At 70.8% G+C, this 15,990-nt stretch carries 14 protein-coding genes, 1 tRNA gene and 1 pseudogene; 11 read left to right on the plus strand and 5 right to left on the minus strand.

All coding sequences use genetic code 11. The features are described from left to right. The 3 genes and pseudogenes from ACPYN4_RS11005 to ACPYN4_RS11015 form a co-directional block, all read left to right on the plus strand. Nucleotides 1-1,104: pseudogene (locus tag ACPYN4_RS11005) on the plus strand (DNA polymerase III subunit gamma and tau); the annotation flags it as partial. A 14-nt stretch (nucleotides 1,105-1,118) separates the two neighbouring features. Further along, nucleotides 1,119-1,712 (plus strand): recombination mediator RecR, encoded by a 594-nt coding sequence (recR, locus tag ACPYN4_RS11010; RefSeq protein ID WP_424446376.1) that lies wholly within the window; start codon nucleotides 1,119-1,121, stop codon nucleotides 1,710-1,712. After that, nucleotides 1,712-2,641, plus strand: coding sequence for a DMT family transporter (locus tag ACPYN4_RS11015; RefSeq protein WP_281653288.1), 930 nt, complete (start codon nucleotides 1,712-1,714; stop codon nucleotides 2,639-2,641). The genes recR and ACPYN4_RS11015 overlap by 1 nt, the downstream gene beginning before the upstream one ends. A gap of 6 nt (nucleotides 2,642-2,647) precedes the next feature. On the opposite strand, the gene ACPYN4_RS11020 is transcribed toward ACPYN4_RS11015, so the two are convergent. After that, nucleotides 2,648-2,977 carry a hypothetical protein gene (locus ACPYN4_RS11020; RefSeq protein ID WP_424446377.1) on the minus strand — a complete coding sequence of 110 codons (330 nt, stop codon included), beginning with the start codon at nucleotides 2,975-2,977 and terminating at the stop codon, nucleotides 2,648-2,650. A gap of 432 nt (nucleotides 2,978-3,409) precedes the next feature. Here ACPYN4_RS11020 and ACPYN4_RS11025 point away from each other — a divergent pair, with 432 nt between their 5' ends. The 6 genes from ACPYN4_RS11025 (at nucleotide 3,410) to ACPYN4_RS11050 (ending at nucleotide 10,466) form a co-directional block, all read left to right on the plus strand. Further along, complete coding sequence (locus tag ACPYN4_RS11025) at nucleotides 3,410-4,711, plus strand: aspartate kinase (protein ID WP_424446378.1); 1,302 nt, start codon at nucleotides 3,410-3,412, stop codon at nucleotides 4,709-4,711. A 170-nt stretch (nucleotides 4,712-4,881) separates the two neighbouring features. Next, nucleotides 4,882-5,955 carry an aspartate-semialdehyde dehydrogenase gene (locus ACPYN4_RS11030; RefSeq protein ID WP_424446380.1) on the plus strand — a complete coding sequence of 358 codons (1,074 nt, stop codon included), beginning with the start codon at nucleotides 4,882-4,884 and terminating at the stop codon, nucleotides 5,953-5,955. Between the two features lie 242 nt (nucleotides 5,956-6,197). Further along, the gene (locus ACPYN4_RS11035; RefSeq protein WP_424446381.1) at nucleotides 6,198-7,670 is read left to right on the plus strand and encodes a malate:quinone oxidoreductase; all 1,473 of its coding nucleotides are present in this window, start codon (nucleotides 6,198-6,200) and stop codon (nucleotides 7,668-7,670) included. A 10-nt stretch (nucleotides 7,671-7,680) separates the two neighbouring features. Further along, a complete protein-coding gene (locus tag ACPYN4_RS11040) occupies nucleotides 7,681-8,283 on the plus strand; it encodes a thymidine kinase (protein ID WP_076689904.1) in 603 nt (200 codons plus the stop codon). Nucleotides 8,284-8,424: 141 nt separating this feature from the next. Then, nucleotides 8,425-9,144: a FadR/GntR family transcriptional regulator gene (locus tag ACPYN4_RS11045; protein ID WP_281653159.1), complete on the plus strand. Its 720-nt coding sequence runs from the start codon at nucleotides 8,425-8,427 to the stop codon at nucleotides 9,142-9,144. A gap of 29 nt (nucleotides 9,145-9,173) precedes the next feature. Continuing rightward, nucleotides 9,174-10,466, plus strand: coding sequence for an alpha-hydroxy acid oxidase (locus ACPYN4_RS11050; RefSeq protein WP_424446382.1), 1,293 nt, complete (start codon nucleotides 9,174-9,176; stop codon nucleotides 10,464-10,466). 174 nt (nucleotides 10,467-10,640) lie between these two features. Here the strand turns inward: ACPYN4_RS11050 and ACPYN4_RS11055 are convergent, their stop codons facing one another. The 4 genes from ACPYN4_RS11055 to ACPYN4_RS11070 all read right to left on the minus strand — a co-directional run bounded on the left by ACPYN4_RS11055 (nucleotide 10,641) and on the right by ACPYN4_RS11070 (nucleotide 15,131). Then, a complete protein-coding gene (locus tag ACPYN4_RS11055) occupies nucleotides 10,641-11,405 on the minus strand; it encodes an HAD-IIB family hydrolase (protein ID WP_424446383.1) in 765 nt (254 codons plus the stop codon). A gap of 73 nt (nucleotides 11,406-11,478) precedes the next feature. Then, a tRNA-Pro gene (locus ACPYN4_RS11060) sits at nucleotides 11,479-11,552 on the minus strand. Nucleotides 11,553-11,568: 16 nt separating this feature from the next. Beyond that, complete coding sequence (locus ACPYN4_RS11065) at nucleotides 11,569-12,531, minus strand: metallophosphoesterase (RefSeq protein ID WP_424446384.1); 963 nt, start codon at nucleotides 12,529-12,531, stop codon at nucleotides 11,569-11,571. Beyond that, nucleotides 12,528-15,131 (minus strand): transglycosylase domain-containing protein, encoded by a 2,604-nt coding sequence (locus ACPYN4_RS11070; protein WP_424446385.1) that lies wholly within the window; start codon nucleotides 15,129-15,131, stop codon nucleotides 12,528-12,530. Before ACPYN4_RS11070 ends, ACPYN4_RS11065 begins: the two co-directional genes overlap by 4 nt. Nucleotides 15,132-15,229: 98 nt before the next feature. Between ACPYN4_RS11070 and ACPYN4_RS11075 the strand changes: the two genes are divergently transcribed. Both ACPYN4_RS11075 and ACPYN4_RS11080 read left to right on the plus strand, forming a co-directional pair. Next, nucleotides 15,230-15,448 carry a hypothetical protein gene (locus ACPYN4_RS11075; RefSeq protein ID WP_281653164.1) on the plus strand — a complete coding sequence of 73 codons (219 nt, stop codon included), beginning with the start codon at nucleotides 15,230-15,232 and terminating at the stop codon, nucleotides 15,446-15,448. A 2-nt stretch (nucleotides 15,449-15,450) separates the two neighbouring features. Beyond that, on the plus strand, nucleotides 15,451-15,918 hold the full coding sequence (locus tag ACPYN4_RS11080) for a RidA family protein (RefSeq protein WP_239282786.1): 468 nt from the start codon (nucleotides 15,451-15,453) through the stop codon (nucleotides 15,916-15,918). The last annotated feature ends 72 nt before the right edge of the window (nucleotides 15,919-15,990 follow it).

The raw sequence follows: 15,990 nt of genomic DNA on the forward strand, positions 1-15,990 counted from the left end.
AGCACCTCGGCATCCGTCTCTACGGACACCGCGCCGCCCGCCGCCACCGCAGCGCCCGCGCCTGCCGCGGAAACAGCGTCCGCCGCAGCGCCTGCACCTGCTGCCGCGCCTGCCGCGCACACCGCGTCCGCCACGGCGCCCTCGTCCGCCGCAGCGTCGGCGCCCGTCGCGCCGCCCCCGCCGGTCGTGCCGGCGGGGCCGATCACCCTCGCGCACGTCCGGGACGCGTGGCCCGAGATCCTGCAGCGACTCGAGCCGATCAGCCGCGCATCGTGGATGATCGCGACCGTCGCGACGCCCGTCGCCTTCGCCGACGATGTGCTCACCCTGAGCTTCCAGAGCCAGGCCGACGTCGCGGCGTTCAAGAAGCTCGCCGGCGGCAAGGGGCCGAGCGAAGACCTCCGCGGGGCCATCCGCGACGTCCTCGGCGTCCGGGTGAAGTACGTCGCCCGGCACGACTCCGACGGCGCCATCCCGCCGGACGCCCCCTCGACCGGCCGCGACTCCGGTGGGCCGGATGCCGGTGCCGGCCCGTCTGCTCCGCCCGCGCCCGCCGGTCGCGCCGCCGCGCCGACCGCGCCGACGCCGCACGCCGCGCGACCCGCGGTGCGCGAGTCGGCCGCCGCTCCCGTGACGGAGTGGGCGGTCGCCCGCATCCCCTCCTCGCCCGATCCCGGCGGCCCACCGGCGGCGTCGCAGGAGGGCGCGGCCGACGCTCCCCGCGCGAGCGCATCGGCGCCCGCGCCCGCGGCCGCGCCGGTCCCCGCCGGGCTCGCCGTGGACGACGAGCCCGAAGAGGCGGCATCCGCCACGCCCGTGCTGACGCTGGAACGCGACGGCGACGTGATCCGCGACGAGCCGGTGGTCGATGCCGACGACGACGAGCTGCCGCCGCCGGTCGACGCCGAGGCGCCGGTGCCGCCGCGCGCGCCGGTCGCGGTCGAGCACCGGGGCGGTCAGAGCGGTCGCGCGCCCGGGGCCGCACGGCCGCCGCGGTCCGGCGGCATTGAGCGTGTCGGCGAGGCCGTGGTGCGTCAGATGCTGGGGGCGACCTTCGTGCGTGAAGAGCCCTACACCCCGCCGACGCGATTCCAGGAGCGGTGAGGCGAGAAGGACCCATGTACGACGGCATCGTCCAAGACCTCATCGACGAGTTCGGCCGCCTCCCCGGCATCGGGCCGAAGTCGGCGCAGCGCATCGCGTTCCACATCCTGCAGACGCCCACGTTCGACGTCTCCCGGCTGTCGCACCTGCTGGGTGAACTGCGGGAGCGGGTGCGGTTCTGCGAGATCTGCGGCAACGTCAGCGAGCAGGAGCGCTGCCCGATCTGCCGCGATCCGCGTCGCGACGGCACGCTCATCTGCGTCGTCGAAGACGCCAAGGACGTCTCCGCGATCGAGCGCACCCGCGAGTTCCGCGGGCTCTATCACGTGCTCGGCGGCGCGATCAGCCCGATCGCGGGCATCGGACCCGACGACCTGCGCATCACGCAGCTCATGCAGCGACTCGCCGACGGCACGGTGCAGGAGGTCATCCTCGCCACCAACCCGAATCTCGAGGGCGAGGCGACCGCGACCTACCTCAGCCGGCTGCTGCACACCATGGAGATCCGCGTCACTCGCCTCGCTTCGGGCCTTCCGGTCGGCGGTGACCTGGAGTACGCCGACGAGGTGACCCTCGGCCGGGCCTTCGAGGGCCGGCGCAGCGTGTGATGTCACCGGCCGTCTCCGGCCGCGCGTGGGGTCTCTACGCGCTCATGGCCGTGCTGTGGGGCATCCCGTACCTGTTCATCAAAGAGGCCGTCGACTCCATCTCGCCCGCCGCGATCGTGGCCGGCCGCACGCTGCTCGGGGCGGCCGTGCTGTTGCCGATCGCGCTGCACCGGGGCGCACTGCGGCGGGCGTTGCGGGTGTGGCCCTGGGTCCTCGCGTTCGGCGCCGTCGAGATGGCCGGGCCCTTCCTCCTCCTCGGCCACGCCGAGCAGACGCTCCCCTCCGGGCTCACGGGACTGCTCGTGGCCACCGTGCCGCTGTTCGCCGCCGGCATCGCGCTCGCCCGGGGCGACCGGTCGGTGCTCTCGCCCGCGCGGGCCGTGGGGCTGCTCGTGGGGTTCGCCGGCGTCGTCGTCATCGTCGCCGGCCCGGGCCTCGCCGTCGCGGAGCCCGCGCAGGCGCTCGGCGCCATCGGCCAGGTGCTGCTGGTCGCGCTCCTCTACGCCATCGCGCCGTTCATCATCGCGACCAAGCTCGCGCATGTGCCGTCGCTGGGCACCATCACCCTCGCGCTGCTCGCGGTCGGCGTCGCCTACCTGCCGTTCGCGCTGCTCACCCAGCACGAGATACCCACCCTGCGCAGCGGGCTGTCGCTGATCGCCCTCGGCATCCTGTGCACGGCGCTGGCGTTCCTCGGTTTCTTCGCCTTGATCGGCGAGGTCGGACCCGTCCGGGCGCCGCTGTTCACCTACGTCAATCCGATCGTCGCGATCCTCCTCGGCGTCGTCCTGCTCGGCGAGGCGCTGTCGACGGGCCTGCTCGTCGGGTTCCCGCTGGTGATCGTCGGATGCTGGCTCGCGGCCACCGGCGGCCGACTCAGGCCGCGGCGGCCGGCGGACGGCGAACTTCCGCCGATCGCGGCGGCCTGAACGCCGTCAGCGCAGCACCTCCACGAGGACGACCCGCGAGATCAGCAGGGCAGCCATGATCGCCAGGATCGAGCCTGCCGCGAACACCACGAGTCCCGCCGGCGCACCGGCGATGAGCAGCAGCGCACCGACGAGGTAGGCCGCCGGCGCCGCGAAGCCGAGCGCGGCCTTCAGCGGACGCAACCGGTTCGCCGGGTCGCGGCTCTCCCGGATGCGCAGCGCCGCCTGCACCGGGAACGCCGTGAACAGCAGGGCGATCACGAGAACCGCGACACCGTACGAGGTCGCGCCGATGCCGGGGATGAGACCTATGGCGGATGCCGAGATCGCGAGCACCAGGCCGCCGATCGCGGCGGCCAGCCGGGACGTCAGCGATGTCGCCTTGACGATGTCGGGGATGTTTGACGCTCGCCGCCACGATCACGAGGCCGGCGAGGGCGGCCGTGGCGCCCACCATGGCGACGTTGACGTCGTGCCACTGCTCGATCGCGGCACCGCGTGCCAGATCTGTCGGCGTCATGGTCGGATGCTAGCGCTCGCCGTCACAGGGCGGGGCCGGGTCACGGGGCGGGGCCGGGTCACAGGGCCGGGCCGCGTCACAGGGCGGGGCCGCGTCACAGGGCGGGGCCGCGTCACATGGCGGGGCCGGCATGTCGGCATCCCTACAATGGTGCGGTGGGCGCGGCATCCGTGCGCCCTGCGTGTTCCACCGGCATCCCGCTCCGCCTCGCGCGGCTGCGGAGCCGCACGTCCCCGGGAGTTCCACACGTGGCGCTGATCGTCCAGAAGTACGGCGGGTCCTCCGTCGCCGACGCCGAGAGCATCAAACGCGTCGCCAAGCGCATCGTCGACACCCGCCGTGCCGGGCACGACGTCGTCGTCGCGGTGAGCGCGATGGGCGACACCACCGACGAGCTGCTCGACCTCGCGCACCAGGTCGCGCCGATCTCGGCGCCGCGCGAGCTCGACATGCTGCTGAGCTCGGGGGAGCGGATCTCCATGGCGCTGCTCGCGATGGCGATCCACTCGATGGGCTTCGAGGCGCGCTCGTTCACCGGCAGCCAGGCCGGCATGATCACCGACGCGACCCACGGCGCCGCCCGCATCGTCGACGTCACGCCGATCCGGCTGCGCGAAGCGCTCGACGAGGGCGCGATCGTCATCGTCGCCGGGTTCCAGGGGTTCAACCGCGACACCCGTGACATCACGACGCTCGGCCGGGGCGGCTCCGACACGACCGCCGTGGCGCTCGCCGCCGCGCTCGACGCCGACGTGTGCGAGATCTACAGCGACGTCGACGGCATCTTCACCGCCGACCCGCGGGTCGTGCCGAAGGCCCGCAAGCTCGACGTCGTCTCGGCCGAGGAGATGCTCGAGCTCGCCGCCAACGGCGCAAAGGTGCTGTACATCCGCGCCGTCGAGTACGCCCGCCGTCATGGCGTCATGATCAACGCCCGGTCGACGTTCAGCTCGGGGCAGGGCACCTTCGTGCTCGCTCCCGGCATGTCGTTGCCCGACGGCGTCGCCCTGTCCCGCTCAGAGGAGTCCCCCATGGAAGAGCCCATCGTCGCCGGCGTCGCGACCGACCTCAGCCAGGCCAAGATCACCGTCATCGGGGTGCCCGACGTCCCCGGCAAGGCGGCCGAGATCTTCACGGTGGTCGCCAAGAGTGGCGCCAACGTCGACATGATCGTGCAGAACGTGTCGGCGGCCGCCACCGGGCGTACCGACATCTCGTTCACGCTGCCGAAGTCGGATGCCGCGACCGCCCTGCGGGCGCTGGCCGGCGAGCAGACGCGGGTCGGCTTCGAGAGCCTCGTGCACGACGACCAGATCGGCAAGCTGTCGGTCGTCGGTGCCGGCATGCGCACGCACTCCGGCGTCTCGGCGACCCTGTTCGAGGCGCTGTCGACGGCGGGCGTGAACATCGAGATGATCTCGACCTCCGAGATCCGCATCTCGGTGGTCGTCCGCGGCGACGAGCTCGCCGAGGCGGCGCGCGTCGTGCACACCGCCTACGGCCTCGACGGCGACACCGAGGCCGTCGTCTACGCCGGCACCGGCCGCTGACCCCGGCATCCGCCCCTCGCGCGCGCCGTCGACGCCGCAATCGGTCGCTGAGCGGAGGCGATCTGCCCGGCGGAGGCCGATCTGGCAGGCATCCGCCTCTCCTCGGCCGTTCGCCTGTTCTCGGCCGACGATAGAATCACTCAACCCCTCCCACCGGCAAGGACCCCCTCATGACCCGCATCTCTGACTCAGGACTCTCCGTCGCCGTCGTCGGCGCCACCGGCCAGGTGGGCACGGTCATGCTCGAGATCCTCGCCGAGCGGTCCTTCCCGATCCGCGAGCTGCGGCTGTTCGCCACGGCGCGCTCGGCGGGCACCGCCGTCGACTTCGGCGGCGAGACCATCATCATCGAGGACGTCGCGACCGCCGACCCGGCCGGCATCGACGTCGCCCTGTTCAGCGCAGGCGCCACCGGCTCCCGCGCCCACGCGCCCCGCTTCGCCGAGGCCGGCGCCGTCGTCATCGACAACTCCAGCGCGTGGCGCATGGACCCCGAGGTTCCGCTCGTGGTCAGCGAGGTCAACCCGCACGCTGCCGTGAACCCGCCCAAGGGCATCATCGCGAACCCGAACTGCACGACGATGGCCGCGATGCCCGTGCTGAAGCCGCTCGACGCGGCCGCCGGGCTGGAGCGTCTCATCGTGAGCACCTACCAGGCGGTCTCGGGCTCGGGCCTCGCCGGCGCGCAGGAGCTGCTCGGTCAGGTCGAGGGCGTGCTCGCACAGGGCCACACGCTCGACCTCGTGCACGACGGCTCCGCCGTGGACTTCCCGCAGCCGGAGAAGTACGTCGCGCCGATCGCGTTCGATGTCATCCCGCTCGCCGGCAACGTCGTCGACGACGGCGACAACGAGACCGACGAGGAGAAGAAGCTCCGCAACGAGAGCCGCAAGATCCTCGAGCTGCCGGACCTCCGCGTCGCCGGCACATGCGTGCGCGTCCCCGTCTTCACCGGCCACTCGCTGTCGATCCACGCCGAGTTCCGCGACGACATCACCCCCGATCAGGCGCGCGAGATCCTCGCGTCCGCCCCCGGCGTCGCGCTCGAAGAGGTCCCGACGCCGCTGCAGGCCGCCGGCAACGACCCGAGCTACGTCGGCCGGATCCGCGCCGACCAGTCCGCCCCCGAGGGCAAGGGCCTCGTGCTGTTCATCAGCAACGACAACCTCCGCAAGGGTGCAGCCCTGAACGCCGTGCAGATCGCCGAGCTCGTCGCCGCACGCCTGGGCGCGACCGCCGCCTGACCCGCGGCATCCGCCCCGCCCCGCGGCATCCGCCGCGCCTCGCCGCGCCCCCGCGGCATCCGCCCGCCCACCGCCGCCCGCGAGACACCGTTCGTGCACCGACACACGGGTGCGCAGCGCGCGTCTCGGTGCAGAGCGGGTGTCTCGCCGAATTGAGCGGGGCGAAAGAACCGCGAGAGTTGCCGGGGCAGGATGCCGCGAGTCGCGGGCGCCGGAGAAAACGGCGCCTAGACTGGAACATTGTGAGTGAACCCGTCGACGTCGTCCTGATCGGCGGTGGCATCATGAGTGCCACCCTGGGAACCCTGCTGCACCGCCTGCAGCCGGAGTGGAAGATCGTGGTGCTCGAGCGGCTGAGCGAGGTCGCGCAGGAGTCCTCCAACGCCTGGAACAACGCCGGCACCGGTCACGCCGCCCTCTGCGAGCTGAACTACACGCCCGAGGGCAAGGACGGGTCGGTCGATCCCACCAAGGCGGTCGCGATCAACGAGCAGTTCCAGCAGAGCCGGCAGCTGTGGTCGAGCTTCGTCGAGCAAGGCCTCCTCGACGCACCCAAGACCTTCATCAACGCCACCCCCCACATGACCTTCGTCCGCGGCGAGAAGGATGTCGCGTTCCTCCGTAAGCGCTACGAGGAGCTCAAGAAGCAGCCCCTGTTCGCCGGGATCGAGTACTCCGAGGACTCCCGCGTCATCAACCAGTGGGCGCCCCTGCTCATGCAGAAGCGCAAGAAGGGCGAGCCGTTCGCCGCGACGCGGGTTCCCGGCGGCACCGACGTCGACTTCGGCGCGATCACGCGTCAGCTGTTCGACCACCTCGCCGGTGAGGGCGTCGAGGTGGTCACCAACCGCGAGGTGCGAAAGCTCCGCAAGAACGCGGACGGCACCTGGCGGGTCTCCTACCGCAACGCCCTCGGCAAGACGCCCGGCTCGATCGACGCGCGGTTCGTGTTCGTGGGGGCCGGCGGCTGGGCGATCAAGCTGCTGCAGTCCTCCGGCATTCCGGAGATCTCCGGCTACGGCGTCTTCCCGATCGGCGGGCAGTTCCTGAAGACGAGCAACCCGGCGATCGTCGCGCAGCACAAGGCGAAGGTGTACTCGCAGGCGTCGGTCGGCGCGCCGCCCATGTCGGTGCCGCACCTGGACACCCGCGTCGTCGACGGTGAGGCGTCGCTGCTGTTCGGGCCGTTCGCGACGTTCAGCCCGAAGTTCCTGAAGAACGGCCGCATCACCGACATCGTCGCGCAGGTGCGCCCCGGCAACCTCTGGCCGATGCTCAAGGTCGCCATCGACAACCCCAGCCTCATCACGTACCTCGTCGGCGAGCTGATGAAGAACCACAAGAAGAAGGTCGAGTCCCTCCGCACCTTCATGCCGACCGCGAAGGACGAGGACTGGGAGCTCATCCAGGCCGGCCAGCGTGCGCAGGTGATGAAGAAGGATGCCGACAAGGGCGGCGTCCTGCAATTCGGCACCGAGGTCGTGACCTCCGCGGACGGCTCGATCGCGGGTCTCTTGGGCGCCTCGCCCGGCGCGTCGACGGCGGCATCCATCATGGTCGGCCTGCTGAAGACGTGCTTCCCCGACCGCATCGACGCGTGGGAGCCGGAGCTGAAGAGCCTCATCCCGAGCTACGGCCAGACGCTCAACGGACGGCCCGACGCCGCCCGGGCGACGCTCGCCGAGACGGCGCGCGTGCTCGACATCGACGTCTGATCCTCCGCAGATGGCGAAGCTGTACTTCCGCTACGGGGCGATGAACTCCGGTAAGTCGACGGCGCTGCTGCAGGCGGCCTTCAATTACGAGGAGCGCGGTCAGCATGTGCTGCTCGCCAAGCCCGAGATCGACACGAAGGGCGCCGACCAGATCTCCAGCCGGTTGGGAGTGGCGCGGAGGGTCGATTTCCTCATCGCACCGGATGCCGATGTGCGCGCCCTCGTCGCCGAGCACGCCGCCGGCATCGGCGGGAATGTGGCGTGCCTGCTCATCGACGAGGCGCAGTTCCTGCATCCCCGCCAGGTGGACGATCTGCTGCGGATCGTCGTGGACGACGGCATCCCGGTGCTGGCGTACGGCATCCGCACCGACTTCCAGACCCGCGCGTTCCCCGGGTCGGCGCGCCTTCTGGAGCTCGCGCACAGCCTCGAGGAGTTGAAGACGATCTGCCGGTGCGGCCGCAAGGCGCTGTTCAACGCGCGGCTGGTCGGGGGGAGGTTCGTCTTCGACGGCGACCAGGTCGCGATCGACGAGCTCTCGCACGAGAAGGTCACGTACGAGTCGATGTGCGCGGAGTGCTATCTGCGCGAATCCGGCGGCCGGCTGCACTGACCGACGCGGTCGGACGTCCGGCGGCGTCGCCGGATGTCGCCGCGCGCTCGCGGGTGTTGTATCGTTTCACTCGGACTTATTGCCGGTCCGACCACAGTGCGTTACTGTGGCCTGACCATTACCGCATCGGCAAGGGAACGCATGAGCGACACCACCCCCGCACGCGCCTGGCGCGTCGTGCTCGAGAAGATCGAAGCCGATCTGCTCTCCGGCGCCTTGGGGCCCGGCGATCGGATGCCCCCGGAGCGCGAACTGGCCGCAACCCTCGGCGTCGGCCGGTCGAGCGTCCGCGAAGCGCTGCGGGTGCTCGAGGTCATGGGCCTCATCCGCACCGCGACCGGCTCCGGCCCGACGGCAGGCGCCATCGTGACCGCGACACCGCACGGCGGGCTCGCGCAGCTGCTGCGCCTGCAGGTGGCCGCCCACGGCTTCCCCATCCCGGACGTCTACGAGACGCGGCTGCTGCTGGAGGAGTGGGCCGTAGCCCATCTCGCCGACCTCGAGGGCGCCGACCTCGCCGAGGCGCGTGCGACGCTTGTCGCGATGGATGCCCCGGAGCTGTCGATCGAGGACTTCCTCGCCCTCGACTCGCAGTTCCATGTGCGGCTGGTCGAGGCATCCGGCAACGTCGTCGTCTCGGCGACGATGGCGGGCCTTCGCGAGACGATCGAGAGCTACATCCGCGCGGGCGCCGAGCGCGTGCCCGACTGGACGGCCACAGGTGCCCGTCTGCGGCACGAACACGCCGAGATCCTCCACGCGATCGAGCGCGGCGAGTCTGAGGCGGCGCGCGGCCTCGTGCGCGCGCACATCACCGGCTATTACGCGGATGCCGGGTTGCCGGCGCCCACCGCGGCCTGACACGCCCAGACACCCGAGAGGAACACGACATGGTCCAGCGTCAGCTGCCCAAGATCCCCGAACTGCTCGAGCTGATGCAGTTCAAGAAGCCGGAACTCGACGGCACCAAGCGCCGGCTCGAGGGGGCCCTCACGATCGGCGACCTCCGTGCCATCGCGAAGCGCCGGACCCCCAAAGCGGCGTTCGACTACACCGATGGTGCGGCCGAGGGCGAGCTCTCGCTCGCCCGCGCACGGCAGGCGTTCGAGGACATCGAGTTCCACCCCGACATCCTGCGCCCCGCCGAGCGCGTCGACACGTCCGTCGAGATCCTCGGCGGCCCCTCGGCGCTGCCGTTCGGCATCGCCCCCACCGGGTTCACACGTCTCATGCAGACCGAGGGCGAGGTAGCGGGCGCCGGCGCGGCCGCGGCCGCCGGCATCCCCTTCACCCTGTCGACGCTCGGCACGACGTCGATCGAGAACGTGCGCGCCGCGAACTCGCACGGGCGCAACTGGTTCCAGCTGTACGTCATGCGCGAGCGGGAGATCTCGTACGGTCTCGTCACGCGCGCCGCCGCCGCCGGCTTCGACACCCTCATGTTCACGGTCGACACGCCCGTCGCCGGTGCCCGGCTGCGCGACAAGCGCAACGGGTTCTCGATCCCGCCGCAGCTGACGCTCGGCACGATCGTCAACGCGATTCCTCGGCCGTGGTGGTGGATCGACTTCCTCACGACACCCAAGCTCGAGTTCGCCTCGCTGACGACGACCGGCGGCACCGTGGGCGAGCTGCTCAACGCCGCGATGGACCCCACGATCAGCTACGAAGATCTCGAGGTCATCCGCTCGATGTGGCCCGGGAAGATCGTCATCAAGGGCGTGCAGAACGTCGCCGACTCGAAGCGCCTCATCGACCTCGGCGTCGACGGCATCGTGCTCTCCAACCACGGCGGACGTCAGCTCGACCGCGCCCCGATCCCGTTCCGGCTGCTGCCCGAGGTGGTGCGCGAGGTCGGCAAGGATGCCACGGTGATGGTCGACACCGGCATCATGAACGGCGCGGACATCGTCGCGTCGCTGGCCCTCGGCGCGAAGTTCACGCTGATCGGCCGGGCGTACCTCTACGGCCTCATGGCCGGGGGCCGTCGCGGCGTCGACCGCACGATCGCGATCCTGCGCACCGAGATCGAGCGCACCATGAAGCTCCTCGGCGTCTCGACGATCGCCGAGCTCGAGCCGCGCCACGTCACCCAGCTGCAGCGCCTGACGCCCGTCGCGGGTGTCGGGGCGGCTGCGTCCGCTCCGGCACGCCGCGCGGCCGTGTCCCGCGCGAAGGCCTGACCCTGCCGGCCTCCGGCCTCCGGCGCTCGCGCATCCGGCGGCATCCGGCATCCTGAGTCCGCGAGAGAACAACGGCGCGCCGAGGGGACGGGTATCACCCGTTCTCTCGGCGCCGGGTTGTTCTCTCGGCGAAAGTCAGCGCCCGGGCGGGGGCAGCCCGACCGGGCGGGCGGCTCAGCGCGCGGGGAGGGTGGGGATGAGGTCGGTGAGGAAGGCGGCGGTGTCTTCCCAGCCGTCGACGGCCTGGCAGGCGACGCCCATCGCGAGCACGGGGTAGTCGTTGCCGTGCTCGTCGAGGCGGTCGCCGACGAAGAGCATGTCGTCCAGGGGGATGCCGGTCACGTCGGCGAGCTGGCGCATGCCATAGGCCTTGTCGATGCCGCGGTGCGTGATGTCGACGGAGGTGGAACCGCCCGAGCGCACCTCGAGGTCGGGGATACGGGCGGCGACGGCGTCGCGGAGGGCGTTCTTCTTCTCACCGGTCGGATCCCACGCGACCTTCGCCTCCAGGGGCGCGGTCTGGCCGAGGGCGGAGAAGGTGATCTGCGAGCCGCGGTCCTCGAGGATGTCGCCCCAGGTCTGGGCCTCCCACAGGCCCAGCCGGCGCGCCTCGTCCTCGACGGCGGTCAGGGCGCGGGACTTCTCGTCCTCGGTGAGGGCGTGCGCATAGACCGTCTCGACACCGTCGTCCCGCAGCCGGTAGTACTGCGTGCCGCAGGTGGGCATGAGGTGGAAGCGGGCGCGGGTCGCGGCATCCGTCTGGGGGAGGCGCTCCACGACCTGGCTCTGGAACTGCTGCAGCTGCCCGCCGGAGATGATCGCGACCTCGACCCGCTCCGCGAGCGCGATCAGCAGGTCGCCGATGCGCGGATCGATCGGGCTCTTCGACGGGGCGAGCGTGTCATCGAGGTCGAACGCGACGAGGCGGGGCGCGGGCATCGGATCGGCTCCATTCCGGGGGTTCTGCGACGAAGGGCCCCGGCGGATTCTCTCCGGCGGAGCCCTTCTGCTGTCGGGGTGACAGGATTTGAACCTGCGGCCTCTTCGTCCCGAACGAAGCGCGCTACCAAGCTGCGCCACACCCCGTGGCAACCCTCCGAGTCTACCCCGGGAGGGGCGCTGGGAACGAATCGACGGGGCGGAGGACGATCACGGAGGCTTCGGGGCGGCATCCGAAGCGCACCGGAGCGTAGATCGAGTGCCCGAGCCCGGCGGAGACGTTCAGCGGAACGCTCCTCCCGGCAGCCCGCCAGGTGCTGAGCCCGCGGGCCTGGTCCAGCGGAATGTCGCAGTTCGCGACGAGCGCCGACGGCGAGAACGGAATGCGCACCTGGCCGCCGTGCGTGTGCCCGGCGAAGATCATGTCCGCGCCCAGCTCGATGAAGCGGTCGAGCACGCGCCGGTAGGGCGCGTGCGTCACGCCGAGCCGCAGCGCGGTCGGGGGAGTCCGGCGGCGCCGGGTGGCGGCGATGGCGTCGGGCAGGGCCGCCAGGTCGTCCCAGTCGCGGTGCGCGTCGTCGACACCGAAGGCCTCGAGGCGGATGCCGGCGACCTCGAGCGCGCCCGCGGTGTTGTCGAGGTCGGTCCAGCCGAGCTCGTCGGTGAAGTACGCGTCCATCGCGGGGGTGTCGAGCAGCGTCGCGCGGTGCGCGCGCTGGGAAGGCCCCTGGAAGTAGCGCAGCGGGTTGCGCGCCGAGGGGGCCACGACGTCGTTGGAACCGTGCACGAAGAGGCCGGGGACGCCGCGCAGGGGAGCGAAGGCGGTGCGGATGCCGGTCAGTCCCTGCTCGTGGCCGAGGTTGTCGCCGGTGTTCACGACGAGGTCGGGCTGCGCCGTCTCGGCGAGCCGGGCGATCCAGTCCTGCTTGCGGTGCTGCCAGGGCGCCATGTGCGCGTCGGAGAGGTGCAGCACTGTCAGCGAGGGTGAGCCGGGGGGGAGCACCGCGACCTCGTGCCGCCGCACCGTGAACAGGAACCGCTCGATGCACGTTCCCCACACCGTCGCGCCGACGGCGACAGCCCCGGCCGCCGAGAGGGCGGCCAGGGCTGTTCTGCCTGAGGTCACCGGCGCCCGCCGCAGTTCTTGGCCTGGTACTGGACCGTGATCTGCGTGCTGCGGTTGACGATGGTGCCGGCGGCCGGGTCGGTGCCCGTGACCGTACCGTCGTCAGAGGCGTCGTCCTTCTGCGTGCAGGAGCTCTCGACGAGACCGAACCCGGCGCTGCGCAGCGCCTGCACGGCATCGGCGGGCTTGCCGCTGACGGCGGGGACCGCGACGCCCTGCCCGTTGCTGGGCCGGATCGTGACGGTCGCGCCCGCCGCGGTGCGACCGGCGGCCGGATTCTGCTGGATGACGGTGCCGGCGCCCTCGACCCCGTCTACGGCGTCGCCCACGATCACCGAGAAGCCGGCAGTCTCCAGGGTCTTCGTCGCCTGGTCGATCGTCATGCCGATGACCGAGGGAAGGTTGGTGAGCACCTGCTTGGTCAGCGCCGCGTCGGGAGCGGGGAAGTTGTCGCCGCCGTACTTGGAGTTGGCAGCCCCCTGCATCTTGGGCCAGATCGAGTTGCGGATGCGGGAGAGCTGATAGCCGCTCTCGCGGTGCTCGTTGAGTTTGACCGCACCGGTCGCATTGCCGACCCAGACGACCGTCGCGACCTTCGTGGACGATCCATCCATCCAGGTCTGCTCGTACTGATGGATGCCGGTCTTGCCGAACACGGGGGTGCCATCACCGATCCGCGCGCCGACACCCGTGCCGCTCATGACGCCCACGAGCGTGTAGGCGGCGGTCGAGGCGACCGCCTCGCTGAGCTTGCGCTCACACGTCGTCTGCGGGGTGATGTCCGTCCCGTCGGCGGCCACGGCCTTGTCGATGGACTTCGGCTGGCACAGGATGCCGTTGGCCGCGATCGCGGCGTACGCCTCGGCCATGTCGAGCGGCGCCACCGCCGACGAGCCGAGAACGTTGTACGGGGCGTTGGCGGGGTCGGTCGACCACGACGGGACCTCGGTCAGCGGAGTTCCGTCACCCCAGGTGACCCCCAGCTGGCCGGCGACCTCGTTGGTCGAGCAGACGCTGATCTGCTCGGCCATCGACAGGAAGCCGGAGTTCAGCGAGTCGCGGGTGAAGTTGTAGATCGTCCCGGTGTACCCGTTGTTGCTCTCGAAGTTTCCGATGTGGCCGGGCTGACCGGTGTTGTCGGTCTGAACGGTCTGCGTCGCGCCGTCGCAGGTCTGCACCTTCTTGGGTCCGATGCGCCCGTTGATCGCCTGATTGACGGACTTGCCCTGCTGCAGCCAGTTGATGAGGCTGAACACCTTGTAGGTCGACCCGGCGGAATGGCCGATGCTGCCGCCGTTCTTCTCGCGCACGTTGTAGTTGACGGGGGTGGTGCCGGGGACGTCGCCGGTGGGGCTGTACGGACGGTTCTGCACCATGGACAGGATGCGGCCGGTGCCGACCTCCACCTGAACTCCCGACGAGCCGAGATCCATGTACGACACGGTGGCGGGGACGACGGAGATGGCCTCCAGGCCCGCCTGCTGCAGGTCGGCGTCGAGCGTCGTGTAGATCTTCATGCCGCCGCGGCGCAGGTTCGCCGCGCGCTCCTCGTTCGTCTCGCCGAACGCGGGGTCGCTCTTGATGATCGAGACCACGTACTCGCAGAAGAACTCCGCCCCGGTCGCCGTCTTGCAGCCCTGGTCGCGGTTGACGATGTTCGGCGTGATCGGCTCGGCCTTGGCAGCGTCGTACTCCTCCTGCGAGATCTTGCCGTCGTCGAACATCCGCTGCAGCACGTAGTTGCGCCGGGCGAGGGTGAGCGAGAAGCCGTCGGCCGTCGTGTTGACCGGGTTTCCGGCCTTGTCGGTCGTGGTCCCGGCATCCCCGAGATCGAAGCGATAGGTGTTCGGGGCCTGCACCATTCCGGCGATCGTGGCCGCCTGGGCGATGGTGAGGTTGGCGGCGGTCGTGTTGAAGTAGTGCTCCGCGGCAGCGCCGATGCCGTACACCGTGCCGCCGAAGTTCGTGATGTTGAGGTAGCCGAGCAGGATGTCGTCCTTCGACGACTTCTTCTCCAGCTGGATGGCGTACCGCATCTCCTGGAGCTTGCGCTGGTAGCCCTCCGCGCCGGTGTTCACCGTCGTCGAGGCGTAGCACGCCTGCACCTGCTCCTCGGTCGTCGCCTCCGACTCACAGTTCTGCTGCAGCACGTTCTTGACGTACTGCTGTGTGATCGACGATCCACCGCGGTTCGAGCCGTTGGAGGCGTTGCCGACGAGGGCGCTCAGCGTGCCGATCAGGTCGACGCCGCCGTGAGTGTAGAAGTTCTTGTCCTCACTGGAGATGATCGCGTCGTACATCACCGGGTTCACCTGGTCGAAGGTGACGGGGATGCGGTTCTGGTCGTAGAACTGCGCCATGAGGATGTCGTTGCCGGCGCTGTCCTTGCGGTAGATCTCCGTCGGCAGCATGAGCGGGTCGACCTGCAGGAAGCTCGGCATGTTCTCGAACGTGTCCAGAGCGCTGGTCGCCGCGTAGCCGGACACGGCGATCGCGGGGGTCACGGTCGCGGTCACCAGGATGCCGGCGACGGCGCTCAGACCGACCAGGCCCGCAAGGCCGCCGAGCACGCCGGTGGCCGTCCGTTTGAGTTGAGGCATAGGCTTGATGCTAGGGGAAAACCCTGGGGGAACCCTTGGTGGGCCAGGGTGCGCCTCGCTGTTCCGTTCGACCCGCACCACCCGATTCGGAGTCCCGTATGACCACGTGGGAGTACCTCACCACCCCTCTGCTGATTCACAACACCGCCGCGATCCTCAACAACTGGGGCAAGCAGGGCTGGGAGCTGGTGCAGGTCGTCCCCGGTCCCGAGGGCGGACTCGTCGCGTACTTCAAGCGGCCCGTCACCGCCGCGGGCACGCAGAACGCGGGGCTGGATGCCGCGGCGCAAGCCGCCAAGCAGTTCGAGGAGGCGTGAGCATGGCGATCGCCTCGCGTCTGGCCGAGCTCGGCATCGAGCTGCCCCCCGTCGTCCCGCCGGTGGCGGCCTACGTCCCCGCCGTCGTGCACGGCGACCTCGTGTACACCTCCGGCCAGCTGCCGATGGTCGCCGGCGCCCTGCCGGCGACGGGCAAGGTCGGCGAGGGTCACGGGCTGGTCCCGGCATCCGACGCCAAGGACTACGCCCGCCAGAGCGCGCTGAACGCGCTCGCCGCGGCCGCGGCCGCGGTCGGCGACCTCGAGCGTCTGACCGGCGTAGTCAAGCTCACCGGGTTCGTCGCCTCGGTGCCCGAGTTCACCGGGCAGCCCGGCGTGATCAACGGCGCGAGCGAGGTGCTCGGCGAGATCTTCGGTGACGCCGGGCGTCACGCCCGATCCGCCGTCGGCGTTCCCGTCCTTCCGCTGGACTCGCCGGTCGAGGTCGAGGTCATCTTCTCCGTCGCCTGACGCGGCCCGTCTCGCGAGGTCGCCGGTTCGTCCGCGAGATCGCCGGTTCGTTCGCGAGGTCGCCGGCTCGTT

The sequence above is a fragment of the Microbacterium sp. CH-015 genome, from assembly GCF_049707015.1.
In the GTDB taxonomy this organism is placed as follows: domain Bacteria; phylum Actinomycetota; class Actinomycetes; order Actinomycetales; family Microbacteriaceae; genus Microbacterium; species Microbacterium aurum.